Below are 17,984 nucleotides of genomic sequence, written 5' to 3'. Positions count from 1 at the left end.
AGACGCCTGTCCAGTCTAGGCGCCGGGGGTGTGCGCGAGGATCTGCTCACGAGCCTCGGCCTCGGCCTCGGCCCCGGCCTCGGCTGGCGCGGGCGTGGCGACCCGTGCCGGCGGCGGTGGCGGCAGCGGCAGGAGGGTGCGGCCGGCGGCCGAGACATCCACACGCGCGGCCCAGACCCGCCGCAGGTGGCAGAAGGTGAGCCAGTGCTCCCGCCTGACCTCGGGGTTCACCCTGACCGCGGCGGCCTCCGTCTCGCCGACCGCGACGGCGATGAGGAGGGGGTCCTCCCCATACGCCCAGGGGTCCCAGGATCCCGCCTCCGGGTCGACCAGGCTTTCCTCGGCCTTCATGCCTGCCACGAGCTGCATGGCAACCTTCTCGTCTGGCATCTTGACGCGGCCGTCCCGCGTCGTGCCCTTCGTCTTGTAGTCGACGAGGCAGATGCGCCCATTGATCCGCGCCACGAGGTCGAGGGTGCCCGCGTACCCCAGGGTGTGGTTCCAGACGGTGAGCTCAGTGGCGATGGGCTCGACGCCGAAGTCGGCCCACCACTTCTCCACACTCGCCGCGAACCCCTCCTCGCCGTGCTCGTGGAGGGTCTCCCGGGCCTCCCGCAGGGTGTTGGGGCGACCAAGTGCCTCGAGTCCGAGCTGCTCGGCGAAGGTGTGGACCCGGTCCCCCCGTTCGGCGGCGGAGCGGGTGTAGGACTCTGAGGCGTCGACGGCCGTGCGCACGAGCGCGCGCATCTTTGCCGGGTTGTCGAGGACATTCCTGAGCTCGGGGTGGTCCGCGATGTGCTTCGCCGCCATGTAGCTGCGCCAGCCATCGAGCTCGACAGGCTGCTGGGCGATCACGGTGGTGATGGAAGGGACGGTCGGCGGCGTGCTGAACGACCTCCGGTACATGCGTCCGAACCCATCGGGCGAGGCTACTGCGAGCTGCGGAGCTGTCATGGTGGCACCCTTTCACAGCGGTCCGACACTCGTGCCGCCCACCCGCCGTCGTGATACGAGAAGGACCCCCGGACTCGCGTCCAGGGGTCCTGAAGTGTGGGCGATACTGGGTTCGAACCAGTGACCTCTTCGGTGTGAACGAAGCGCGCTACCACTGCGCCAATCGCCCGTGCTGCCTCGCGGACCGGGATGACCCTGGCCCCTGCGGCGCTCTACGACTCTAGCCCAGAGAGACCCGCACCGCCAAATCCCGTCGAGCGCAGGGCGGACGCGCCCATACCGTCGAGGCCGGCAGGCCACCACCGGCAGAATCCGCCGGGGTGAAGCCCGGGTAGAAGAGGACGCGCACCCCGCGCGAGGCGGCCGGGACGGATTTGTGCATTGGCCTGCCGTCCTATAGAGTCGTTACTCGTTGAAGCGCGCCTCAAGGCCTCGAACGACCCCTGATCAGGGGCCGTGATGGCCCGAGGCCGTGGATCACCCCCGCGGACGTAGCTCAGTTGGTAGAGCACCACCTTGCCAAGGTGGATGTCGCGAGTTCGAGTCTCGTCGTCCGCTCGCAGGACACTGTCGAAGCATCCTCGTGATGCCAACACGGTGGGGTGGCCGAGAGGCGAGGCAGCGGCCTGCAAAGCCGTATACGCGGGTTCGAATCCCGTCCCCACCTCGGTGGTCATACTGGCTCCCTGACGGGAGTGAGGGCGATTGGCGCAGCGGTAGCGCGCTTCCCTGACACGGAAGAGGTCACTGGTTCGATCCCAGTATCGCCCACGGAGGAGCCCAGGCTCCCCCTGCGGACGTAGCTCAGTTGGTAGAGCACCACCTTGCCAAGGTGGATGTCGCGAGTTCGAGTCTCGTCGTCCGCTCTCTCCCTGTTAAAGGGGACACAACAGAACACGGGCGATTGGCGCAGCGGTAGCGCGCTTCCCTGACACGGAAGAGGTCACTGGTTCGATCCCAGTATCGCCCACGGAGGAGCCCAGGCTCCCCCTGCGGACGTAGCTCAGTTGGTAGAGCACCACCTTGCCAAGGTGGATGTCGCGAGTTCGAGTCTCGTCGTCCGCTCTCTCCCTGGTAAACGAGACACAACAGAACACGGGCGATTGGCGCAGCGGTAGCGCGCTTCCCTGACACGGAAGAGGTCACTGGTTCGATCCCAGTATCGCCCACGTCGAGCGGCGCACTGCGCCGCTTTTTTGTGCCCGTACGCTCTCAGCGCAACCGGCCCCGAGCGGGTTGGTTTGGCCTCCCGGGCTGGCTACCATCGATTCCAGCAGGGGCGAATCTGGCCCCGCGGAGTGAAAGGAGGTGGCCGTGTCATTTCTCGACGACGTCAAGGGCAAAGCTGAGGAACTGATCAGCGGCAACGCCGAAGCCGTCAAGGGCGGCATCGAGAAGGTCGGCGACTTCATCGACGAGAAGACCGGTGGCAAGTTCTCCGGACAGGTCGACGGGGTCCAGCAGTCCGCCTCCGATTACGTCGACGGCTTGGACAGGGAAGATGCCCCTTCCGAGCCCTCCGAGGCTCCCGCACACCAGGCCTGAGCTTCCCTTCGTTTCGTCACTGAGTGCCGGTACCGCCGCGAGGCGGGACCGGCACTCGGCGTTTCCAGGCGCCTAGGCCCCGCGGCTCGCCCGTCCTGTCAGGACGGCTCGTGCGTCTGGCCCTCACGCGCCAGCGCGGTCAGGCGGGACACCGCCCGGAAGTACTTCTTCATGTACCCCCCGCCCATCATGTCCGGCGTGAAGAGCTCGTCGAATGGCACGCCGGAGGCCAGGATCGGGACGTCCTTGTCGTAGAGCCGGTCCGCGAGCACGACGAACCGGAGGGCCACGGCCTGGGACTCGATGGTGTGGACGTCCTTCCACACCACGCCGTCGATCCCGTCGATCAGCTGTCGGTACCGGCTCGGGTGGACACCCGCAAGGTGCTTCATGAGATCCGCGAAGTCGTCGACGGCGACCACTCCGCCGTCGAACTCGGCATTCATCCGGGAGTCGAGCTCATGGGTGGGAATCGGCTGGGGCGCGGCCGGGAGCCCGCGGTGGCGGTAGTCCTCCCCATCGATGCGGACGACGTCGAACTGGTCGGCGAGCACCTGGATCTCGCGCTGGAAGTCGACGGCGGCGAAGCGGCCCTCGCCGAGCGCGCCGGGCAGCGTATTGGACGTGGCAGCAAGCTTGACCCCGGCGTCGGCGAGCTCGCGCATGAGGCGGGACATGAGCACTGTGTCCCCCGGGTCGTCGAGTTCGAACTCGTCGATGCAGACGAGCCTGTACGAGCTGAGCGCGTCAACGGTCTTGCGGAACGAGAGCGCGCCGACGAGGTTCGTGTACTCGACGAACGTCCCGAAGGCCTTGGGCCCGGGCGCAGCGTGCCAGAGCGATGCGAGGAGGTGTGTCTTGCCGACGCCGAACCCGCCATCGAGGTAGATGCCGGCACGGGAGGTTGGCTTGGAGCCGAATATCCTGGAGAGGAAGCTTCCGTTGGACGCTCCGATCGTGCTGCCGAAGCTCTGGAGTGCCCTGACCGCGGCGGCCTGCGACGGCTGTGCCGGATCCGGACGGTAGCTGTCGAAGGACACTTCCCCGAAGCGCGGAGACGGATGGAATCCCTTCAAGAGCTCCTCGACGGAGACTCTGGGCGTGCGGGTGGTGAGGTGTGCGACAGTCGCCAAGGATTTCCGTCCAGGGGGTGGGCTCTCAGAAGGGGCAGGGACAAGGATATCGTTCCGGTCCGGCCGCGGAGGGCGGTATGTGGGAGACCGCACACGTTTGGCCCTTCGCCCCTCGCCGCAAGGTGCCTCCATGTTGCGCACCGTGACAGGTCCGACGGCGGGCGCGAGCGCGCACAGGGAACGCTGGCTAGGCTTGATTCGACCACTCAGGAGCGAGGACTTCCCGGGCATCCCGGCTGCCCCCGCGCCCTGGCTCAGCCGAGCGAAAGGCACACCATGAGCTACCCCGTCGACAGCAGCGAGAAGTTCGCTGCCTATGCCCACCCCGAGCGTCTCGTGTCCACCGAGTGGCTTGCCGAGCAGATCGCCTCCGGCGCTGTCGGCGACGGCAAGCTGGTCGTCGTGGAGTCCGACGAGGACGTGCTCCTCTACGAGACGGGCCACATCCCCGGTGCCGTCAAGATCGACTGGCACACCGACCTGAACGATGAGGTTGCCCGCGACTATGTCGACGGCCCCGCCTTCGCGAAGCTGCTTGCCTCCAAGGGCATCTCCCGCGACACGACCGTTGTGATCTACGGCGACAAGTCGAACTGGTGGGCCGCCTACGCCCTCTGGGTGTTCACGCTGTTCGGCCACGAGGACGTTCGCCTCCTCGACGGCGGCCGGGACAAGTGGATCGCCGAGGGCCGCGAGCTGACGACGGAGGTGCCGACCCCGGTCGAGGGCGACTACCCCGTGGTCGAGCGCAACGACGCACCGATCCGCGCGTTCAAGGACGACGTCCTGGCGCACCTGGGCAAGCCGCTCATCGATGTGCGCTCCCCCGACGAGTACACCGGCAAGCGCACCCACATGCCGGCCTACCCTGAGGAGGGCGCGCTGCGCGGGGGCCACATCCCGACCGCGGCGTCGATCCCATGGGCGCGCGCCGCCGCCGAGGACGGCACGTACAGGTCCCGCGAAGAGCTCGAGGCGCTCTACCTCGGCGAGGCGGGCCTCACGCCGGGCGACGACGTGGTGGCGTACTGCCGCATCGGCGAGCGTTCGAGCCACACGTGGTTCGCACTGAAGTACCTTCTGGGCTTCGACACCGTCCGCAACTACGACGGCTCGTGGACCGAGTGGGGAAACGCGGTGCGGGTTCCGATTGTGAAGGGGGAAGAGCGAGGCACGTGGCCGCTGCCCTGAACCGCGGCGCTGCTGCAACCCGACGTCACACTGGGCCCCGCCCACGGCGAACACGCGCCGTGCGGCGGGGTCTTGCGCGTACCCTTGAGGGGATGAGCACGAACACCATGCCCGCTGCACTGGCGGAGATCGTCGAAGACTTCCAGGCCGTGGACGAGCGCGAGCGGCTGCAGCTGCTGCTCGAATTCTCCCGGTCGCTCCCCGACCTGCCGGACCGGCTCAAGGACCACCCCGAGATGCTCGAGCAGGTGGTCGAGTGCCAGTCGCCGCTCTTCATCGCGATCGAGACGGAGGCGCCCGCCGAAGGGACCGCCCAGGCGGCCGGGCCGGTCGTCCGGCTGTTCTTCTCGGCCCCTGCGGAGGCTCCGACCACACGCGGCTTCGCTTCAGTGCTGCACGAAGGCCTCGATGGACTCACGGCCGCGGAGATCCTCGCAGTCCCCGACGACATGCCGGAGGAGCTCGGCCTCACGCGCGCGGTGACACCGCTGCGCATGCGCGGGATGTCGGCCATGCTCGCCCGGATCAAGCGCAAGGTCCGCGGGGAGTGCCCGATCGGCGTCTGACGTGGGCAGGAAGTCCAAGAAGGCGCAGGAGGCGGACGGACCCGCGCACCACGGTCCCGCCACGCCGGCCACGACAGCCCTCGATGCTGCCGGTATCCCGTACACGGCCCGCACTTACGACCACGACCCGTCGGCGGGCAGCTACGGCCTCGAGGCGGCCGATGCCCTCGGGGTGGAGCCCGGGCGGGTGTTCAAGACGCTGATGGTTGAGGTGACCGCAGGCAGCGGGAGCCGGCTCTGCGTCGCCGTCGTGCCCGTCTCCGGCAGCCTGGACCTGAAGGCGGCCGCCGCAGCCCTCGGGGGGAAGAAGGCGGCGATGGCCGACTCCGCCGCCGCCGAACGGCGCACGGGGTACGTCGTGGGCGGGATCTCGCCCCTGGGGCAGCGCCAGCCCTGCCCGACCGTCATCGACGACTCGGCCCTCGAGCATGCCACCGTGCTCGTGTCCGGCGGCCGGCGGGGCTTCGACATCGAACTCGCCCCCGATGATCTCGTCAGGCTCACGGGCGCGGTTGTCGCCACGGTCCGCAGCATGGGCTGACGGCGCAGGCGTGACCTGACGCGTCGGCGGTGCATCAACGGCATGTCAGACGGTGCCTCCGGGCGCCCGCCGCGGCGCGAGCTGCTCCCTGAGCCACGTGCGCACCGCCCGTTCCCATCGTTCGGGGTCCACGTTCCACTCCTTCGTGTGCCGGGCGTGCCGGAACGTCTCCAGAGTGACCATCTCCGGGTTCCGCTTCGCAAGCTCGAGCGAGGGGGCTACGGGCACGAAGTCGTCGTCGACGCTGTGCAGCACGAGGGTCGGCGTCCGCAGCTCGACGGCCCGCGTCACCCAGTCCATTGCCTTGAAGTCCAGAGGTGCCGCGAGCCCAGTGAGCCGACGTCCCCACGGATGGCCGAGGAGCACCTGGCCGAACCGCCCCACCCGTGAGGGGATGCGGTTGAGCTTGGCCTGGAACGCCAGGACATGCACCCAGTCCACCACCGGCGCGTCGAGCACCAGGGCCCGCACGTTCTCCCTCAGCGTCGAGGAGTCGGCGGCCCGGAGGGCGATGGCGCCTCCCATGGACCATCCGAAGAGCACCACGTCGCGGGCACCGGCGTCGAGCGCGTACTGGATGGCGACCTCGACGTCGCGCCACTCGGTCATCCCGAGCCCGTAGCGGCCATCGGGGGTCGAGGGGGCCTCACCGTCGTTGCGGTAGGACATGACGAGGCTCGTCAGCCCGAGTTCCTGCGCCGTGGGGAGCGCGCGGAGGCATTCGCCGCGCGTCGCTCCCCGTCCGTGGACCATGATCGCCCATGTGGGCGAAGGGTGGCTGGCCGGGACGAGCCACGCCGGTGCGGCGCCCACGTCGAGGGGGAGCTCGATGTCGCGGAAGTCGAGCCCGAGGTCCGCCGGCGAGCTGTACACGAAGCCGCTCCAGCGCGCGCGGACCGCCTTCGTGAGGTCGCCCGAGTACTCGGCGAGCACCGGTCTGGTCACGGTGGACTCCTCGGGGGCGTAGTCCTCGAGATGCCCCAGGCGGACGTGCCCGGCGCCGCGGTCGAAGAAGAGGCTGTACTCGCCGTCGACCGTCGTCTCCGCCGTGGCGCGGAGTATCACCCGGCGCGACTCCCCCTCCCCCTGGACGGCGAGGACCTCCTGGTCCTCCGCCTTGACCCGTTCCGGGGTCACGATCCGGCGCGCGAAGTACGCGGCGAGGGCCGAGCTGGATGCGGCGGCCGCCGAGGCGGCCAGGAGCGCGGCGCCGGCGCCCGCGGCTGCCCAGAACGTGCGCGGGAGCGGCTCGGCGGCGGACGACGGCGCGGGGCGGCCCGAGCGGGCGGCGCCCGCCTTCGCGGGACGATCACGGTGAGGCATGCTCTCATTGTGTCGCGTGCGGCTAGTCTGTGTGCATGAGCGCGCCGATCCTCATCCTGACCGAAGTGGCACTGGGCCCCAGCGAGCGCAAGGCGGTCGAGGGCCTCCTCGAGAACGGCGTCGCCCGTCTCGAGATCCTTGTCCCTGCCGGCCGCAAGCGCCGCCTCGTGGTCGACTTCCTCGACCACCTCTCGATGCTCGAGTTCGGCAAGGCCGTCGGCGGCCTCACGGACAAGGGGCCAGGCCCCGAGTCGGCGCGCGCGCTCGCCCAGACGGCACTCGCCACGTCCCTCGCCGCCCTCGAAGGACTCGGAACGGACGTCTCGGGGAGCATCATCGAGGGGGACCCGGTACAGGCCCTCGCCGACCGCGCCTCCGCCACGGCGGCAGAGCAGGCCGTGGTGGTGACGCTCCCCCACGCCATCGAGGACACGTTCCACACCGACTGGGCGAACCAGGCCCAGCGCAGGCTCGGCATCCCGGTCCTGCACCTGTACGCGGGAACGGGATTCATCGGGGACTCCTGAACGTTGTTCTGAGCATGGACACCACCCCGACAACACCCTCCCCCGATCCGGCCCGCGAGAAGGTCCGCAAGTCGGACGCCGAGTGGCGTGCCCAGCTGAGCCCCGAGGAGTACCAGGTTCTCCGGCAGGCCGGGACGGAACGCGCCTTCACCGGCGAGTACTGGGACACCCATACCCAGGGCTCCTACCGGTGCCGGGCCTGCGGCGCCGAGCTCTTCACCAGCCGTGAGAAGTTCGACTCGCACTGCGGCTGGCCCTCGTTCTGGGCGCCGCTCGCCGAGGACGCGGTCGTGTACCTGCACGACAGGACCCTCGGCATGGAGCGGATTGAGGTCCGATGCGCCACCTGCGACTCGCACCTCGGCCACGTGTTCGAGGGTGAGGGCTACGCGACGCCCACCGACCAGCGGTACTGCATCAATTCGATCTCCCTGACGCTCGTCCCCGACGAGGGCTGACGGCTCCGCGTCAGAATCCTGCCCCTCTGCGGCGGGCCACGCCTGGTGAGGACCAGCGCGCGGCCCGCCGCTGGGCCTTCGCACAGGCCCGAGACCAAGACTTCCTGATGCTCGGCTCCCCCGAGGCCCAGCGCATCCGCCCTCTCGCTACGCTCGACTCACCAGCACAAGAAAGCGAGAGTGACATGTCCGCCATCGCCGTCGCGACTCCCAGCGCGTCCGCTCCCCATGCCCCAGTCCAGAACGATCCCGCGTGGCTCTCCCTCAAGAATGCGGCCATCGAGCTCCAGGGCCTCCAGGCGCAGGACGGTTCGGTCCCGGAGAACAGCCGGGAACGCGCGGCAGCGCTTGTGGAGCCGATCGTGGCCGGCGTCGAGGCACTTTCACCACGCTTCCCGCACGACGCCGAGTACCTCCGCCTGCTCGCAGCCGACTTCCGCGCGTGGTCCGCGGGCGGCTTCGGGGTGCCGGACTTCCTGGACTCGCTCGTCGCCTTCCAGCCGCAGCTGGAGAGGGCGGACGGCCGCCAGCACCTCGTCGTCTTCCCGATGTACACCCAGAACGGCAGCAGGAACCGCTTCGTCGAGGCCGTCCTGGTGGAGGTCGTCTGGCCCGACTTCATCGCGGAGCTCGAGGCCGGCGAGTACAGCAACAGGCTGTTCGTGCCGATCCGCTTCCTCGACTTCACGCCGGGCTACGCGACGAACTCCGCGGTGCTGTTCCCGGAGACCGTGGCGATGCGCGAGGTCCCGACGTTCACCTGGGGGGCGATCTTCGCGGACCGCGAGGCCGCCCGGTTCCGCCGGGTCCTCGATGCCGCGGCGCGGATCACGAACCTCGACCTGCCCGATGAGGCCGCCGAGCTCATCGCGGACCAGGGGCTCGCGCAGGAGACTTTCGTCATGTGGGATCTCATTCATGATCGCACGCACATGCGCGGCGACCTCCCGTTCGACCCGTTCATGATCAAGCAGCGCATGCCGTTCTTCCTCTACTCGCTCGAGGAGCTCCGCTGCGACCTCACCGCCTTCCGGGAGTGCGTCAGGATCGAGCGTGACGGCGCCGCAGACCCGGCAGCCCGGAAGCACGCGAAGCTCGTGCAGTATGCCGTGGTCTTCGACCGGATCTTCCGGTTCGCCATCACGGGCGGCCGCGTGCGCAACTATGACGGCCTCGGCGGCCAGCTGCTCTTCGCGTGGATGCACCAGCACCGCGTCCTGAACTGGACCGACACCAAGCTCACGATCGACTGGGCGGAGGTGCCCGACGTCGTGAGCGCCCTCGGCGACGCCATCGATGAGCTCTACTGGCGTTCCATCGACCGGCCGAAGGTGGCACACTGGCTCGCAGCGTACGAGCTCGTCTCGGGCACCGTGACGCCGCACCCGGCCTCCGTGTGGGCCAAGGGCCCCGACGCCCTGCCCCTGACGGGCACCGCACGCGAGCTCACGGACCAGGTCCTCGACGACGAGTTCCCGCTGTCGATGTTCTACGAGGCCCTGGAGAAGAAGATGCGCACCGTCATCGAGTCGACTGCCGGGATCACCGGAGAGACCGCCCTGCCCCCGGCGGCCGCGTGAGCACGGACAGCCAGGCTCCGCAGGCGCAGTCCGCCGGCGCGCAGGGTGCGGTGGTCGTCGTCGCCGGGGCCACCGCGGCCTCGGGGGTGGCGGCCGTGCGCGCCCTGCGCGCCGCCGGCGCGACCGCGATCGCCGTGGGCAGCAGGACGGGCCACCTCGCCGAAGTGTTTGGGGACCCCGCGCACGACGCCGGAGTTCCCCAGTTCGCGTGCGACCTCGCCGACTTCGCAGCCGTCCAGCGGCTCTCCGCGGACGTCAGCGCCCGGTTCGGGGCGGTGGACGGTGTCATCCACCTCGTCGGCGGGTGGCGCGGAGGCGGCACCCTCGCGGACCAGGACGACGCCGACTGGGACTTCCTGGCACGGGGCGCCATCACGACCCTGCGGAACACCTCGCGCGCCTTCTTCGATGCCATCGCGGCCTCGCCGCGCGGACGCTTCGCCATGGTCTCCACGACCACGCTCGCGCGCCCCAGCGCGGCCAACGCGAACTACCAGGCGGCCAAGGCCGCTGCCGAGGCCTGGACGCGGGCCATGGCCCAGGGGCTCGCCGCCGTGCAGTCCGCGCGGAAGGAGGGGCCGCTCCCCCAGACGAGCGCCGCCGTCGTCCTGGCCGTCAAGGCCCTGCTCGACGAGGGGATGCGCGCCAATAGCCCCGAGCGGAGCTTCGCCGGCTACACCCATGTGGACGCGCTCGCAGCGCGCGCCGTCGAGCTGTTCGCCGACGACGCCGCCGCCGTCAACGGCGCGCGCCTCGACCTCACGGCCTGAGCCGTCCGCGGCTCCCCGAGACCCCCTGTAGACACCGAAACCCTTAGGCATACTGTGACTGTGACTGACTCCCCTGCTCCGACCATGCCCGCCTCGGTGCCGCTTCCCGCCGCCCCGTCCGGGTGGCCGCTCCACGATCCGGACGTGCGCGGCTTCGCGTCGGACAACTACTCCGGAGTGCACCCCGAGGTGCTCGCCGCGCTTGCCGCCGCGAACGGCGGCCACCAAGTCGCGTACGGCGAGGACGACTACACCGCGAGGCTCCAGGAGGCCGTCAAGGGCCTGTTCGGAGAGGCGGCCGAAGCGTACCCGGTGTTCAACGGCACCGGCGCGAACGTCGTCTCCCTCCAGTCGCTGCTCCCGCGCTGGGGCGCCGTGGTGTGCGCGACGACCGCCCACATCAACGTGGACGAGAACGGCGCACCGGAGCGTGTGGGCGGGATCAAGCTCCTTGCCGTCCCGGCGTCGGACGGCAAGCTCACCCCTGGACTCATCGACCGGGAGGCCTGGGGCTGGGGCGACGAGCACCGTGCACAGCCGCTCGCCGTCTCGATCACCCAGACCACCGAGCTCGGGACCCGCTACTCGGTGGAAGAGGTCCGGGCGATCACCGAGCACGCCCACGCCCGCGGCATGAGCGTGCACATGGACGGTGCCCGGCTCGCGAACGCGGCGGCCGCCCTCGGAGTGCCGGTGCGCGAATTCACCTCGGGCGCAGGGGTCGACGTCCTCTCCTTCGGAGGGACGAAGAACGGCATGCTGTTCGGCGAATGCGTCGTCGCCCTCAACCCCGAGGCAGCGCGCGGACTCACGTACCTGCGCAAGATGGACATGCAGCTCGCCTCCAAGATGCGCTTCGTCTCGGCCCAGTTCCTCGCCCTGCTCGAGGACGACCTCTGGCTGCGCTCGGCGGCACACGCCAACGCGATGGCCGCCCGCCTCCGCTCGGCCGTCGAAGGCCTCGACGGCGTCGAGCTCACCCAGCCCACCGAGTCCAACGGGGTCTTTGCGATCCTGCCCGAGGGCGTGGCTGACCGCGTGCGGGAGAAGTTCCGCTTCTACGACTGGAACGCCTCCCGCCGCGAGGTCCGCTGGATGTGCTCCTTCGACACGACCCCCGAGGATGTCGACCGGTTCGCGGAGGCGCTGCGGGCGGAACTGGGGCGGTGACACTGCGCCGGACGGCGGCGCTCGGCCCCTCTGGACCGGCGTGCCGCTCCAGAGGGGCCACGGGGCCCGAGCGTACGCTGGTGAGGTGACCGCACTAGCACACCTGCCTGCGGATTTCGTCAGCGCCCTGCGCTCACTCCGCAGCGCGTCGAACCGGCGCGAGCTGGGGCTCAAGGAGATTCCGGCTCCGGCCCGTCTGGCCCCGTACGCCGTGGCCCTCGAGGCCGAGGTGCGCGACGACGACGAGGAACTGGCGACTGGCAGGTTCATCCTCCTGCACGACCCCGAGCCGCCCGCGGTCTGGGAGGGCACGTTCCGGATCGTCACCTACATCCGCGCCCAGCTCGAGCCCGAGATGGGGAACGACGCCCTGCTGGGCTCCGTCGCCTGGACATGGCTCGTGGAGTCGCTCGAGAAGCACCACGCCGACTATGCGGCCGCGGGCGGGACCGCGACACGCGTGCTCTCGGAATCCTTCGGGACCCTCGCCGGGCGCAGCGACGCGATCGACATCGAGCTCAGGGCATCGTGGACTCCCGCCGGCCCGCAGATGAAGGACCACCTCGAGGCATGGTGCGACATGGTCTGCAGCTTCGCAGGCGTGCCGCCTCTCCCGCCGGGTGTCGCAGCGCTTCACTGGCGCCGTCCCCGCCCAGCGGAGAAGCCGTGAGCGCCGCCGGCCCCGCCTGCACCGGCGGTACACTGACGTCACCATGACCGCTCAGCCCCAAGACGCTCCCCACCCGAAGGACGACGACGCTCCCACAGCAGCGTCAGGGCGGCGGTCCGATGCGGCGCTCGCCGAGGCCGGGTCCGACGTTCCCGCGGCGTCCGTGGTCCGACGAGCCGCGCACATCGCCGTCGAGGGCTTCGAGGTGCCGGTCCCCGCTGTCGTCGACCTCGACGCGCCGCGGGACGGTGTCCCGCTCGTCATCTCCACCGAGGAGGGGCTCACGCGTGCAGCCCGGGCGATTGCTGCCGGAACGGGACCCGCTGGCGTCGACGCCGAACGCGCCTCGGGATTCCGCTACGGGCAGCGGGCCTTCCTCGTCCAGATCCGCCGCGAGGGCGCGGGCACGTGGCTCATCGACCCGGAGCCCTTCGAGGACCTGAAGATCATCAACGAGGCCCTGCGCGGCGTCGAATGGATCATCCACGCCTCCACCCAGGACCTTCCATGCCTCGCCGAGCTGGGGATGTGGCCCGACAGGCTCTTCGACACCGAGCTCGCGGCCCGGCTCGCGGGTCTCCCGCGCGTGGGGCTCGCCGCCGTTGTCGAGCAGATGCTGGGGTTCGGCCTCGCCAAGGAGCACTCGGCCGCCGACTGGTCGACGCGTCCGCTCCCCGAGCCGTGGCTGCGGTATGCGGCGCTCGATGTCGAGGTCCTGGTCGAGCTGCGTGAGGAGCTGATCGAGCTGCTCGAAGGCGAGGGCAAGCTCGGCTTCGCCGAGGAGGAGTTCGCAGCCATCCTGGCGGCGGGCGTCCCGGAGCCGAAGCAGGACCCCTGGCGCCGCACCTCGGGGGTCCACCAGATCCGTGACCGGCGCCAGCTCGCCGCCGTCCGCGAGCTGTGGCTCGAGCGCGACGCCCTCGCGGCGAAGCGTGACATCGCCCCCGGCAAGCTCATCCCCGACTCGGCGCTCGTCGCGGTGGCGCGTGCCATGCCGACCACCGTCCCCCAGCTGCTGACCACCAAGGGCTTCCATGGGCGCGCCGCCCAGCGCGAGGCGCCCCGGTGGCTGCGCGCCATCGCCGCAGCGCGTCGCCTCGAAGAGCTCCCTCCGCTGCATGTTCCCAGCTCCGCACCGCCCCCGCCGCGGGTCTGGGACGAGCGGGACCCCGAGGCGGCGGCGCGGTTCAAGACCGCCCGCCCGCGCGTCGCGGCGGCCGCCGACGCGCTGCACATGCCCACCGAGAACCTCCTGACGCCGGACCACCTGCGACGTGTCGCGTGGCGCCCCCCGGAGCCGCTGACCATGGAGTCGCTGACCGATGCGCTTCGGGGACTGGGGGCGCGTGAGTGGCAGATCAAGCACGTTGCCCCGCTCATCCTCGACGCCTTCGAACACCCCGAACCGCTCGCCGCGAAGGCCAGGAAGGATGCCGTCGAGGACTGACCGACCCCATTGCCACAGATGTTACCGGTCAGTAACATTGGCGGTATGAGTACCACACGTCACATCAGGGATGTCGTCTTCGTCGACGGCGTCCGCACCCCCTTCGGCAGGGCCGGCGAGAAGGGGATCTACCACGGCACCCGCGCCGACGACCTCGTCGTCAAGACCATCCGCGAGCTGCTGCGCCGCAACCCGTCGCTGCCGGCCGAGCGCGTGGACGAGGTCTCCATCGCGGCCACCACCCAGACCGGAGACCAAGGGCTCACGATCGGGCGCACTGCCGCACTCCTCGCGGGCCTTCCCCGCAGCGTCCCCGGCTTCGCCGTCGACCGCATGTGCGCCGGTGCCATGACGGCCGTGACGACGACGGCGAGCGGCATCGGGGTGGGCGCGTACGACGTCGTGATCGCCGGCGGCGTCGAGCACATGGGCAGCCACCCGATGGGTGCGGGGGCCGACCCCAACCCGCGCTTCATGTCCGAGAGGCTCGTGGACCCCGCAGCGCTGAACATGGGCAACACGGCCGAGAACCTCCACGACCGCTTCCCGGCCATCACCAGGGAGCGCGCGGACGCCTACGCCGTCGCCTCCCAGGCCAAGCTCGCGTCGGCGTACGGGGCCGGGAAGATCCAGCCGGATCTGGTCCCCGTCGCCACGCACCGGCCCGGCGAGGGGTTCGGCCTCGCGACCACGGACGAGCCGCCGCGGCCGGGCACCACGCTCGAGGACCTCGCCGGGCTGCGGACCCCGTTCCGTCCGCATGGCAGGGTCACCGCGGGCAACGCCGCGGGCCTCAACGACGGTGCGACAGCGTGCCTGCTCACGTCGGCGGAGACCGCCGAAGAACTCGGACTCGAGCCGAAGATGCGCCTCGTCGCCTTCGCCTTCGCGGGCGTCGAGCCGGAGGTCATGGGCATCGGCCCGGTTCCGGCGACCGAGAAGGCCCTCACCAAGGCCGGTCTGGCAATCGAGGACATCGGCCTGTTCGAGATCAACGAGGCCTTCGCCGTCCAGGTCCTGAGCTTCCTGGACCACTTCGGGATCGCCGACGACGACCCGCGCGTCAACCGCTACGGCGGCGCGATCGCCGTCGGCCACCCGCTCGCATCCTCAGGCGTGCGCCTCATGACCCAGCTCGCCCGCCAGTTCGCCGAGGACCCGAGCGTCCGCTACGGCATGACCACGATGTGCATCGGCCTCGGCATGGGCGGCACCGTCATCTGGGAGAACCCCCACCACCCCGACTACCGGAAGGGCGAGTGAATGAGCGCCACCACCCCCACCTCGCGGTTCGACGCCTTTGCAGGGCTCGCCGCCCAGGTGCCCGACGAAGTGGTCACCCACTCGCTCGTGAAGGACGTCGAGGTGCACACGGACGGCGGCACCGTCCGGATCGCGCTGATCACGCTCGACAACGGCCTCGACCACACTAGGCCGACGACGCTCGGCCCCAACACGCTCATCGAGCTCGGCCGGACCCTGGAAGGGCTGCGAGCGCGGGCGGCGGCGGGAGAGATCCACGCCGTAGCGGTCACGGGCAAGCCGTACTTCCTCGTCGCCGGCGCCGACCTGACCACGGTCAAGACCCTGCGCGATCCCGCGGCGGGAGAGCAGATGGCACGCCTCGGCCATGCCGCCTATGACCTCCTCGCGGACGGAGTCGGCGTGCCGACCTTCGCCTTCATCAACGGAGTCGCCCTCGGCGGCGGCCTCGAGATCGCGCTCGCGTGCACGTACCGCACAGTCTCCGCGGGCGCCCAGGGCATCGGGCTGCCGGAGGCGTTCATCGGACTCATCCCGGGCTGGGGCGGAGTATGGCGCCTCCCCCGGCTCACGGGACCCGAGGCCGGGCTCAGGGTGATGATCGAGAACCCGCTGAACAACAACCGCACCCTCCGCGGCACAGAGGCGTTCGCGCTCGGGATCGCCGACGCCCTCTTCGAGCCGGCCGACTTCCTCGAGCGTTCCCTCGTGTGGGCCGCCTCGGTGCTCTCCGGCGGCACCGCTGTGGATCGGCCGCACGCAGTCGAACCCCGTGAGGACGCTGCCGCAGCGCAGCGGTGGGCCGAGGCTGCGAAGGCCGCACGCGCCGTCGTCAGCGCGAAGACATCGGATGCCGCTCCGGCCCCCGGCAAGGTGCTCGAGGTGTTCGAGGCGGGGGCGCACGCCACGCAGGAGGAATCCGCCGAGCTCGAAGTCGCCGCACTCACCGGGCTCATGCAGTCCCCACAGTTCCGCGACACCGTGTACGCCTTCCTCGACCTCGTCCAGAAGCGCGCCAAGCGGCCCGCTGGGGCGCCGGAGGCGAAGCTCGCACGGCCCGTGGCCAAGGTCGGGGTCGTCGGAGCGGGACTCATGGCCGGCCAGCTTGCCCTCGTGTTCGCGCGGCAGCTGAAGGTCCCCGTCGTGATGACCGACGTCGACCAGGCCCGGGTCGACAGGGGCGTGGGGCACGTCCACGCCGAGGTGGACAGGCTGGTCGCCAAGGGCCGGATCTCCGCCGACGCCGCCAACCGCACCAAGGCGCTGGTCACCGGCTCAGTGTCGAAGGCCGAGTTCGCCGACGCGGACTTCGTCATCGAGGCCGTGTTCGAGGAACTCGCGGTCAAGAAGCAGGTGCTCGCCGAAGTGGAGGCGGTGGTCAAGCCGGAATGCATCCTCGCCACCAACACGTCCTCGCTCTCCGTCACGGCGATAGCGCAGGATCTGGCCCACCCCGAGCGCGTGGTCGGATTCCACTTCTTCAACCCGGTCGCCGTCATGCCGCTCATCGAGGTTGTGCGCGCCCCGCAGACCGACGACGCGGTGCTGGCCACCGCGTTCGCCCTGGCCAAGGGCCTGAAGAAGACCGCCGTGCTCGTCAAGGACGCCCCGGCCTTCGTCGTGAACCGGGTGCTGCTGCGCCTCATGGGCGAGGTCACGGCGGCGTTCGACGAGGGCACGCCCGCCGACGTCGCGGATGGCGCCCTGGCCCCGATGGGCCTGCCCATGACTCCCTTCACGCTCGCCGAGATGGTCGGGCTGCCCGTCGCGCAGCACGTGGCCGAGTCCCTGCACGCAGCCTTCGGCGACCGCTTCCATGTCTCGGCGAACCAGCAGGCGCTCATCGACGCAGGCGTCAAGGGCCTCTGGGCTCCGGCGGCCGACGGCGGGCGGGAGGTCCCTGAGTCGACGCTCGCCCTCCTGGACGTCGGCAGCACACCGTCCACGGCCGAGCAGGTCCTCACCCGCTGCCAGGACGCGCTCGCCGAGGAGATCGGCCTCATGCTCGCCGAGGGCGTGGTGGCCGGCCCGGAGGACGTGGACCTGTGCATGATCCTGGGGGCCGGGTGGCCCATGCACCTGGGCGGGATCACGCCCTACCTGGACCGGGTCGGCGCGTCGGAGCGCATCAACGGGAAGCGGTTCCACCCGGCGATCTGAGACGCGGCTCGCCCGGCTTGTCCGGGCGGAGGCGGATCAGCCCCCGAAGCCCTCGCGGAGGAACGCGCCCAGTCGCGGCGCGATCCCCGCGAGGGCTTCTCTGTCCCCCGGGCAGGCGAAGGCCAGGGTGCCGGCAGAGGCGGTCCGCACGACCCCGCCGTCGTCCGCCCAGTAGGTGGCCACGCGCATCCCGCCAGCGGTGACGTCGAGCCGCTCGGCGCGGACGCTGCGTCCATCCGGCAGGTCCACGGGCTCGGCGCGGCCGCGGCGCAGCTGCGCGGGAGCGGGTGCTGCCTCGGGGCAGGCCTCGTCGACGCGGAGGTATGTCGCCATGCCGCGTGAGGAGGCCGCGAACCGGGCGACGAGGAGGTACTCGCCACTTGCCGGCAGCGTATCGACGCCCAGGCCGGACTCGTCGCGGCGCACACCCTCGCCGAGCCCACCCGGCTCCTGGCGGTAGCGGTACGCCCGCCACGTCTCCCCGTCCTCCGTGAGGCGCACGAGCGATTCCGAGGCGAAGGGGGTTCCGGTGGCATCCTGGAACGCGACGCGCGTGGTGAGGAGGCCGCCGTCGAACGCCCGGAACACCGCGCCACGCCGGACACCTGCCACCCAGAAGCTGTCCCAACGCTCCCACGCCGCGTGCACGCATCCTCCTCTGGCACTCCCGCCCCGCTGGGGGCGCC

At 70.6% G+C, this 17,984-nt stretch carries 17 protein-coding genes and 8 tRNA genes; 20 read left to right on the top strand and 5 right to left on the bottom strand.

Going from position 1 to position 17,984, the window contains the following annotated elements; translation table 11 throughout:
* Positions 1 to 15: 15 nt before the first annotated feature.
* On the bottom strand, positions 16 to 954 hold the full coding sequence (locus ABD298_RS01775) for a cytochrome (RefSeq protein WP_344297895.1): 939 nt from the start codon (positions 952 to 954) through the stop codon (positions 16 to 18).
* A 97-nt stretch (positions 955 to 1,051) separates the two neighbouring features.
* Positions 1,052 to 1,123: transfer RNA gene (locus ABD298_RS01770), tRNA-Val, on the bottom strand.
* 316 nt (positions 1,124 to 1,439) lie between these two features.
* On the opposite strand from ABD298_RS01770, the gene ABD298_RS01765 reads away from it, so the two are divergent.
* The 8 genes from ABD298_RS01765 (at position 1,440) to ABD298_RS01730 (ending at position 2,499) form a co-directional block, all read left to right on the top strand.
* Positions 1,440 to 1,512, top strand: a tRNA-Gly gene (locus ABD298_RS01765).
* Positions 1,513 to 1,550: 38 nt separating this feature from the next.
* A tRNA-Cys gene (locus tag ABD298_RS01760) sits at positions 1,551 to 1,621 on the top strand.
* A gap of 32 nt (positions 1,622 to 1,653) precedes the next feature.
* Positions 1,654 to 1,725: transfer RNA gene (locus tag ABD298_RS01755), tRNA-Val, on the top strand.
* A 22-nt stretch (positions 1,726 to 1,747) separates the two neighbouring features.
* A tRNA-Gly gene (locus ABD298_RS01750) sits at positions 1,748 to 1,820 on the top strand.
* Positions 1,821 to 1,852: 32 nt separating this feature from the next.
* Positions 1,853 to 1,924: transfer RNA gene (locus tag ABD298_RS01745), tRNA-Val, on the top strand.
* A gap of 22 nt (positions 1,925 to 1,946) precedes the next feature.
* Positions 1,947 to 2,019, top strand: a tRNA-Gly gene (locus tag ABD298_RS01740).
* Between the two features lie 32 nt (positions 2,020 to 2,051).
* Positions 2,052 to 2,123: transfer RNA gene (locus ABD298_RS01735), tRNA-Val, on the top strand.
* A 145-nt stretch (positions 2,124 to 2,268) separates the two neighbouring features.
* Positions 2,269 to 2,499 (top strand): antitoxin, encoded by a 231-nt coding sequence (locus ABD298_RS01730; protein ID WP_344297893.1) that lies wholly within the window; start codon positions 2,269 to 2,271, stop codon positions 2,497 to 2,499.
* 98 nt (positions 2,500 to 2,597) lie between these two features.
* On the opposite strand, the gene zapE is transcribed toward ABD298_RS01730, so the two are convergent.
* The gene (zapE, locus tag ABD298_RS01725; RefSeq protein WP_344297891.1) at positions 2,598 to 3,632 is read right to left on the bottom strand and encodes a cell division protein ZapE; all 1,035 of its coding nucleotides are present in this window, start codon (positions 3,630 to 3,632) and stop codon (positions 2,598 to 2,600) included.
* Between the two features lie 276 nt (positions 3,633 to 3,908).
* Here zapE and ABD298_RS01720 point away from each other — a divergent pair, with 276 nt between their 5' ends.
* The 3 genes from ABD298_RS01720 to ybaK all read left to right on the top strand — a co-directional run bounded on the left by ABD298_RS01720 (position 3,909) and on the right by ybaK (position 5,930).
* Complete coding sequence (locus ABD298_RS01720) at positions 3,909 to 4,823, top strand: sulfurtransferase (protein WP_344297889.1); 915 nt, start codon at positions 3,909 to 3,911, stop codon at positions 4,821 to 4,823.
* 92 nt (positions 4,824 to 4,915) lie between these two features.
* Positions 4,916 to 5,389, top strand: coding sequence for a SufE family protein (locus ABD298_RS01715; protein ID WP_344297887.1), 474 nt, complete (start codon positions 4,916 to 4,918; stop codon positions 5,387 to 5,389).
* A gap of 1 nt (position 5,390) precedes the next feature.
* Positions 5,391 to 5,930 carry a Cys-tRNA(Pro) deacylase gene (gene ybaK, locus ABD298_RS01710; protein WP_344297885.1) on the top strand — a complete coding sequence of 180 codons (540 nt, stop codon included), beginning with the start codon at positions 5,391 to 5,393 and terminating at the stop codon, positions 5,928 to 5,930.
* A 45-nt stretch (positions 5,931 to 5,975) separates the two neighbouring features.
* On the opposite strand, the gene ABD298_RS01705 is transcribed toward ybaK, so the two are convergent.
* Entirely contained in the window at positions 5,976 to 7,253 is a 1,278-nt protein-coding gene (locus tag ABD298_RS01705; protein WP_344297883.1) for an alpha/beta hydrolase family protein, read from the bottom strand.
* Between the two features lie 35 nt (positions 7,254 to 7,288).
* Here ABD298_RS01705 and ABD298_RS01700 point away from each other — a divergent pair, with 35 nt between their 5' ends.
* The 9 genes from ABD298_RS01700 (at position 7,289) to ABD298_RS01660 (ending at position 17,298) form a co-directional block, all read left to right on the top strand.
* Complete coding sequence (locus ABD298_RS01700; RefSeq protein ID WP_344297881.1) at positions 7,289 to 7,780, top strand: hypothetical protein; 492 nt, start codon at positions 7,289 to 7,291, stop codon at positions 7,778 to 7,780.
* Positions 7,781 to 7,794: 14 nt separating this feature from the next.
* On the top strand, positions 7,795 to 8,238 hold the full coding sequence (gene msrB, locus ABD298_RS01695; RefSeq protein WP_344297879.1) for a peptide-methionine (R)-S-oxide reductase MsrB: 444 nt from the start codon (positions 7,795 to 7,797) through the stop codon (positions 8,236 to 8,238).
* A 185-nt stretch (positions 8,239 to 8,423) separates the two neighbouring features.
* A complete protein-coding gene (locus ABD298_RS01690; RefSeq protein ID WP_344297877.1) occupies positions 8,424 to 9,818 on the top strand; it encodes a DUF6421 family protein in 1,395 nt (464 codons plus the stop codon).
* Complete coding sequence (locus ABD298_RS01685) at positions 9,815 to 10,588, top strand: SDR family NAD(P)-dependent oxidoreductase (protein WP_344297875.1); 774 nt, start codon at positions 9,815 to 9,817, stop codon at positions 10,586 to 10,588. The genes ABD298_RS01690 and ABD298_RS01685 overlap by 4 nt, the downstream gene beginning before the upstream one ends.
* 84 nt (positions 10,589 to 10,672) lie before the next feature.
* Entirely contained in the window at positions 10,673 to 11,758 is a 1,086-nt protein-coding gene (locus tag ABD298_RS01680; protein WP_344298155.1) for a threonine aldolase family protein, read from the top strand.
* Positions 11,759 to 11,843: 85 nt separating this feature from the next.
* Entirely contained in the window at positions 11,844 to 12,428 is a 585-nt protein-coding gene (locus ABD298_RS01675) for a DUF3000 domain-containing protein (protein WP_344297873.1), read from the top strand.
* 43 nt (positions 12,429 to 12,471) lie between these two features.
* Positions 12,472 to 13,875 carry an HRDC domain-containing protein gene (locus ABD298_RS01670; RefSeq protein ID WP_344297870.1) on the top strand — a complete coding sequence of 468 codons (1,404 nt, stop codon included), beginning with the start codon at positions 12,472 to 12,474 and terminating at the stop codon, positions 13,873 to 13,875.
* 45 nt (positions 13,876 to 13,920) lie between these two features.
* Positions 13,921 to 15,138 carry a thiolase family protein gene (locus tag ABD298_RS01665; RefSeq protein ID WP_344297868.1) on the top strand — a complete coding sequence of 406 codons (1,218 nt, stop codon included), beginning with the start codon at positions 13,921 to 13,923 and terminating at the stop codon, positions 15,136 to 15,138.
* Positions 15,139 to 17,298, top strand: coding sequence for a 3-hydroxyacyl-CoA dehydrogenase NAD-binding domain-containing protein (locus ABD298_RS01660; RefSeq protein ID WP_344297866.1), 2,160 nt, complete (start codon positions 15,139 to 15,141; stop codon positions 17,296 to 17,298).
* Positions 17,299 to 17,334: 36 nt separating this feature from the next.
* On the opposite strand, the gene ABD298_RS01655 is transcribed toward ABD298_RS01660, so the two are convergent.
* Complete coding sequence (locus ABD298_RS01655) at positions 17,335 to 17,946, bottom strand: hypothetical protein (RefSeq protein ID WP_344297864.1); 612 nt, start codon at positions 17,944 to 17,946, stop codon at positions 17,335 to 17,337.
* Positions 17,947 to 17,984 lie beyond the last annotated feature (38 nt).

The sequence above is a fragment of the Sinomonas flava genome, from assembly GCF_039531875.1.
Taxonomy (GTDB): Bacteria; Actinomycetota; Actinomycetes; order Actinomycetales; family Micrococcaceae; genus Sinomonas; species Sinomonas flava.
This window is presented reverse-complemented; position numbering and strand designations above follow the sequence as displayed.

Excerpts from the sequence above, each read along its gene's own strand:
- ABD298_RS01775 (WP_344297895.1), bottom strand. The coding sequence starts at position 954 with ATGACAGCTCCGCAGCTCGCAGTAGCCTCGCCCGATGGGTTCGGACGC.
- ABD298_RS01720 (WP_344297889.1), top strand. The coding sequence starts at position 3,909 with ATGAGCTACCCCGTCGACAGCAGCGAGAAGTTCGCTGCCTATGCCCAC.
- ABD298_RS01715 (WP_344297887.1), top strand. The coding sequence starts at position 4,916 with ATGAGCACGAACACCATGCCCGCTGCACTGGCGGAGATCGTCGAAGAC.
- ABD298_RS01705 (WP_344297883.1), bottom strand. The coding sequence starts at position 7,253 with ATGCCTCACCGTGATCGTCCCGCGAAGGCGGGCGCCGCCCGCTCGGGC.
- ABD298_RS01700 (WP_344297881.1), top strand. The coding sequence starts at position 7,289 with ATGAGCGCGCCGATCCTCATCCTGACCGAAGTGGCACTGGGCCCCAGC.
- msrB (WP_344297879.1), top strand. The coding sequence starts at position 7,795 with ATGGACACCACCCCGACAACACCCTCCCCCGATCCGGCCCGCGAGAAG.
- ABD298_RS01690 (WP_344297877.1), top strand. The coding sequence starts at position 8,424 with ATGTCCGCCATCGCCGTCGCGACTCCCAGCGCGTCCGCTCCCCATGCC.
- ABD298_RS01680 (WP_344298155.1), top strand. The coding sequence starts at position 10,673 with ATGCCCGCCTCGGTGCCGCTTCCCGCCGCCCCGTCCGGGTGGCCGCTC.
- ABD298_RS01670 (WP_344297870.1), top strand. The coding sequence starts at position 12,472 with ATGACCGCTCAGCCCCAAGACGCTCCCCACCCGAAGGACGACGACGCT.
- ABD298_RS01665 (WP_344297868.1), top strand. The coding sequence starts at position 13,921 with ATGAGTACCACACGTCACATCAGGGATGTCGTCTTCGTCGACGGCGTC.
- ABD298_RS01660 (WP_344297866.1), top strand. The coding sequence starts at position 15,139 with ATGAGCGCCACCACCCCCACCTCGCGGTTCGACGCCTTTGCAGGGCTC.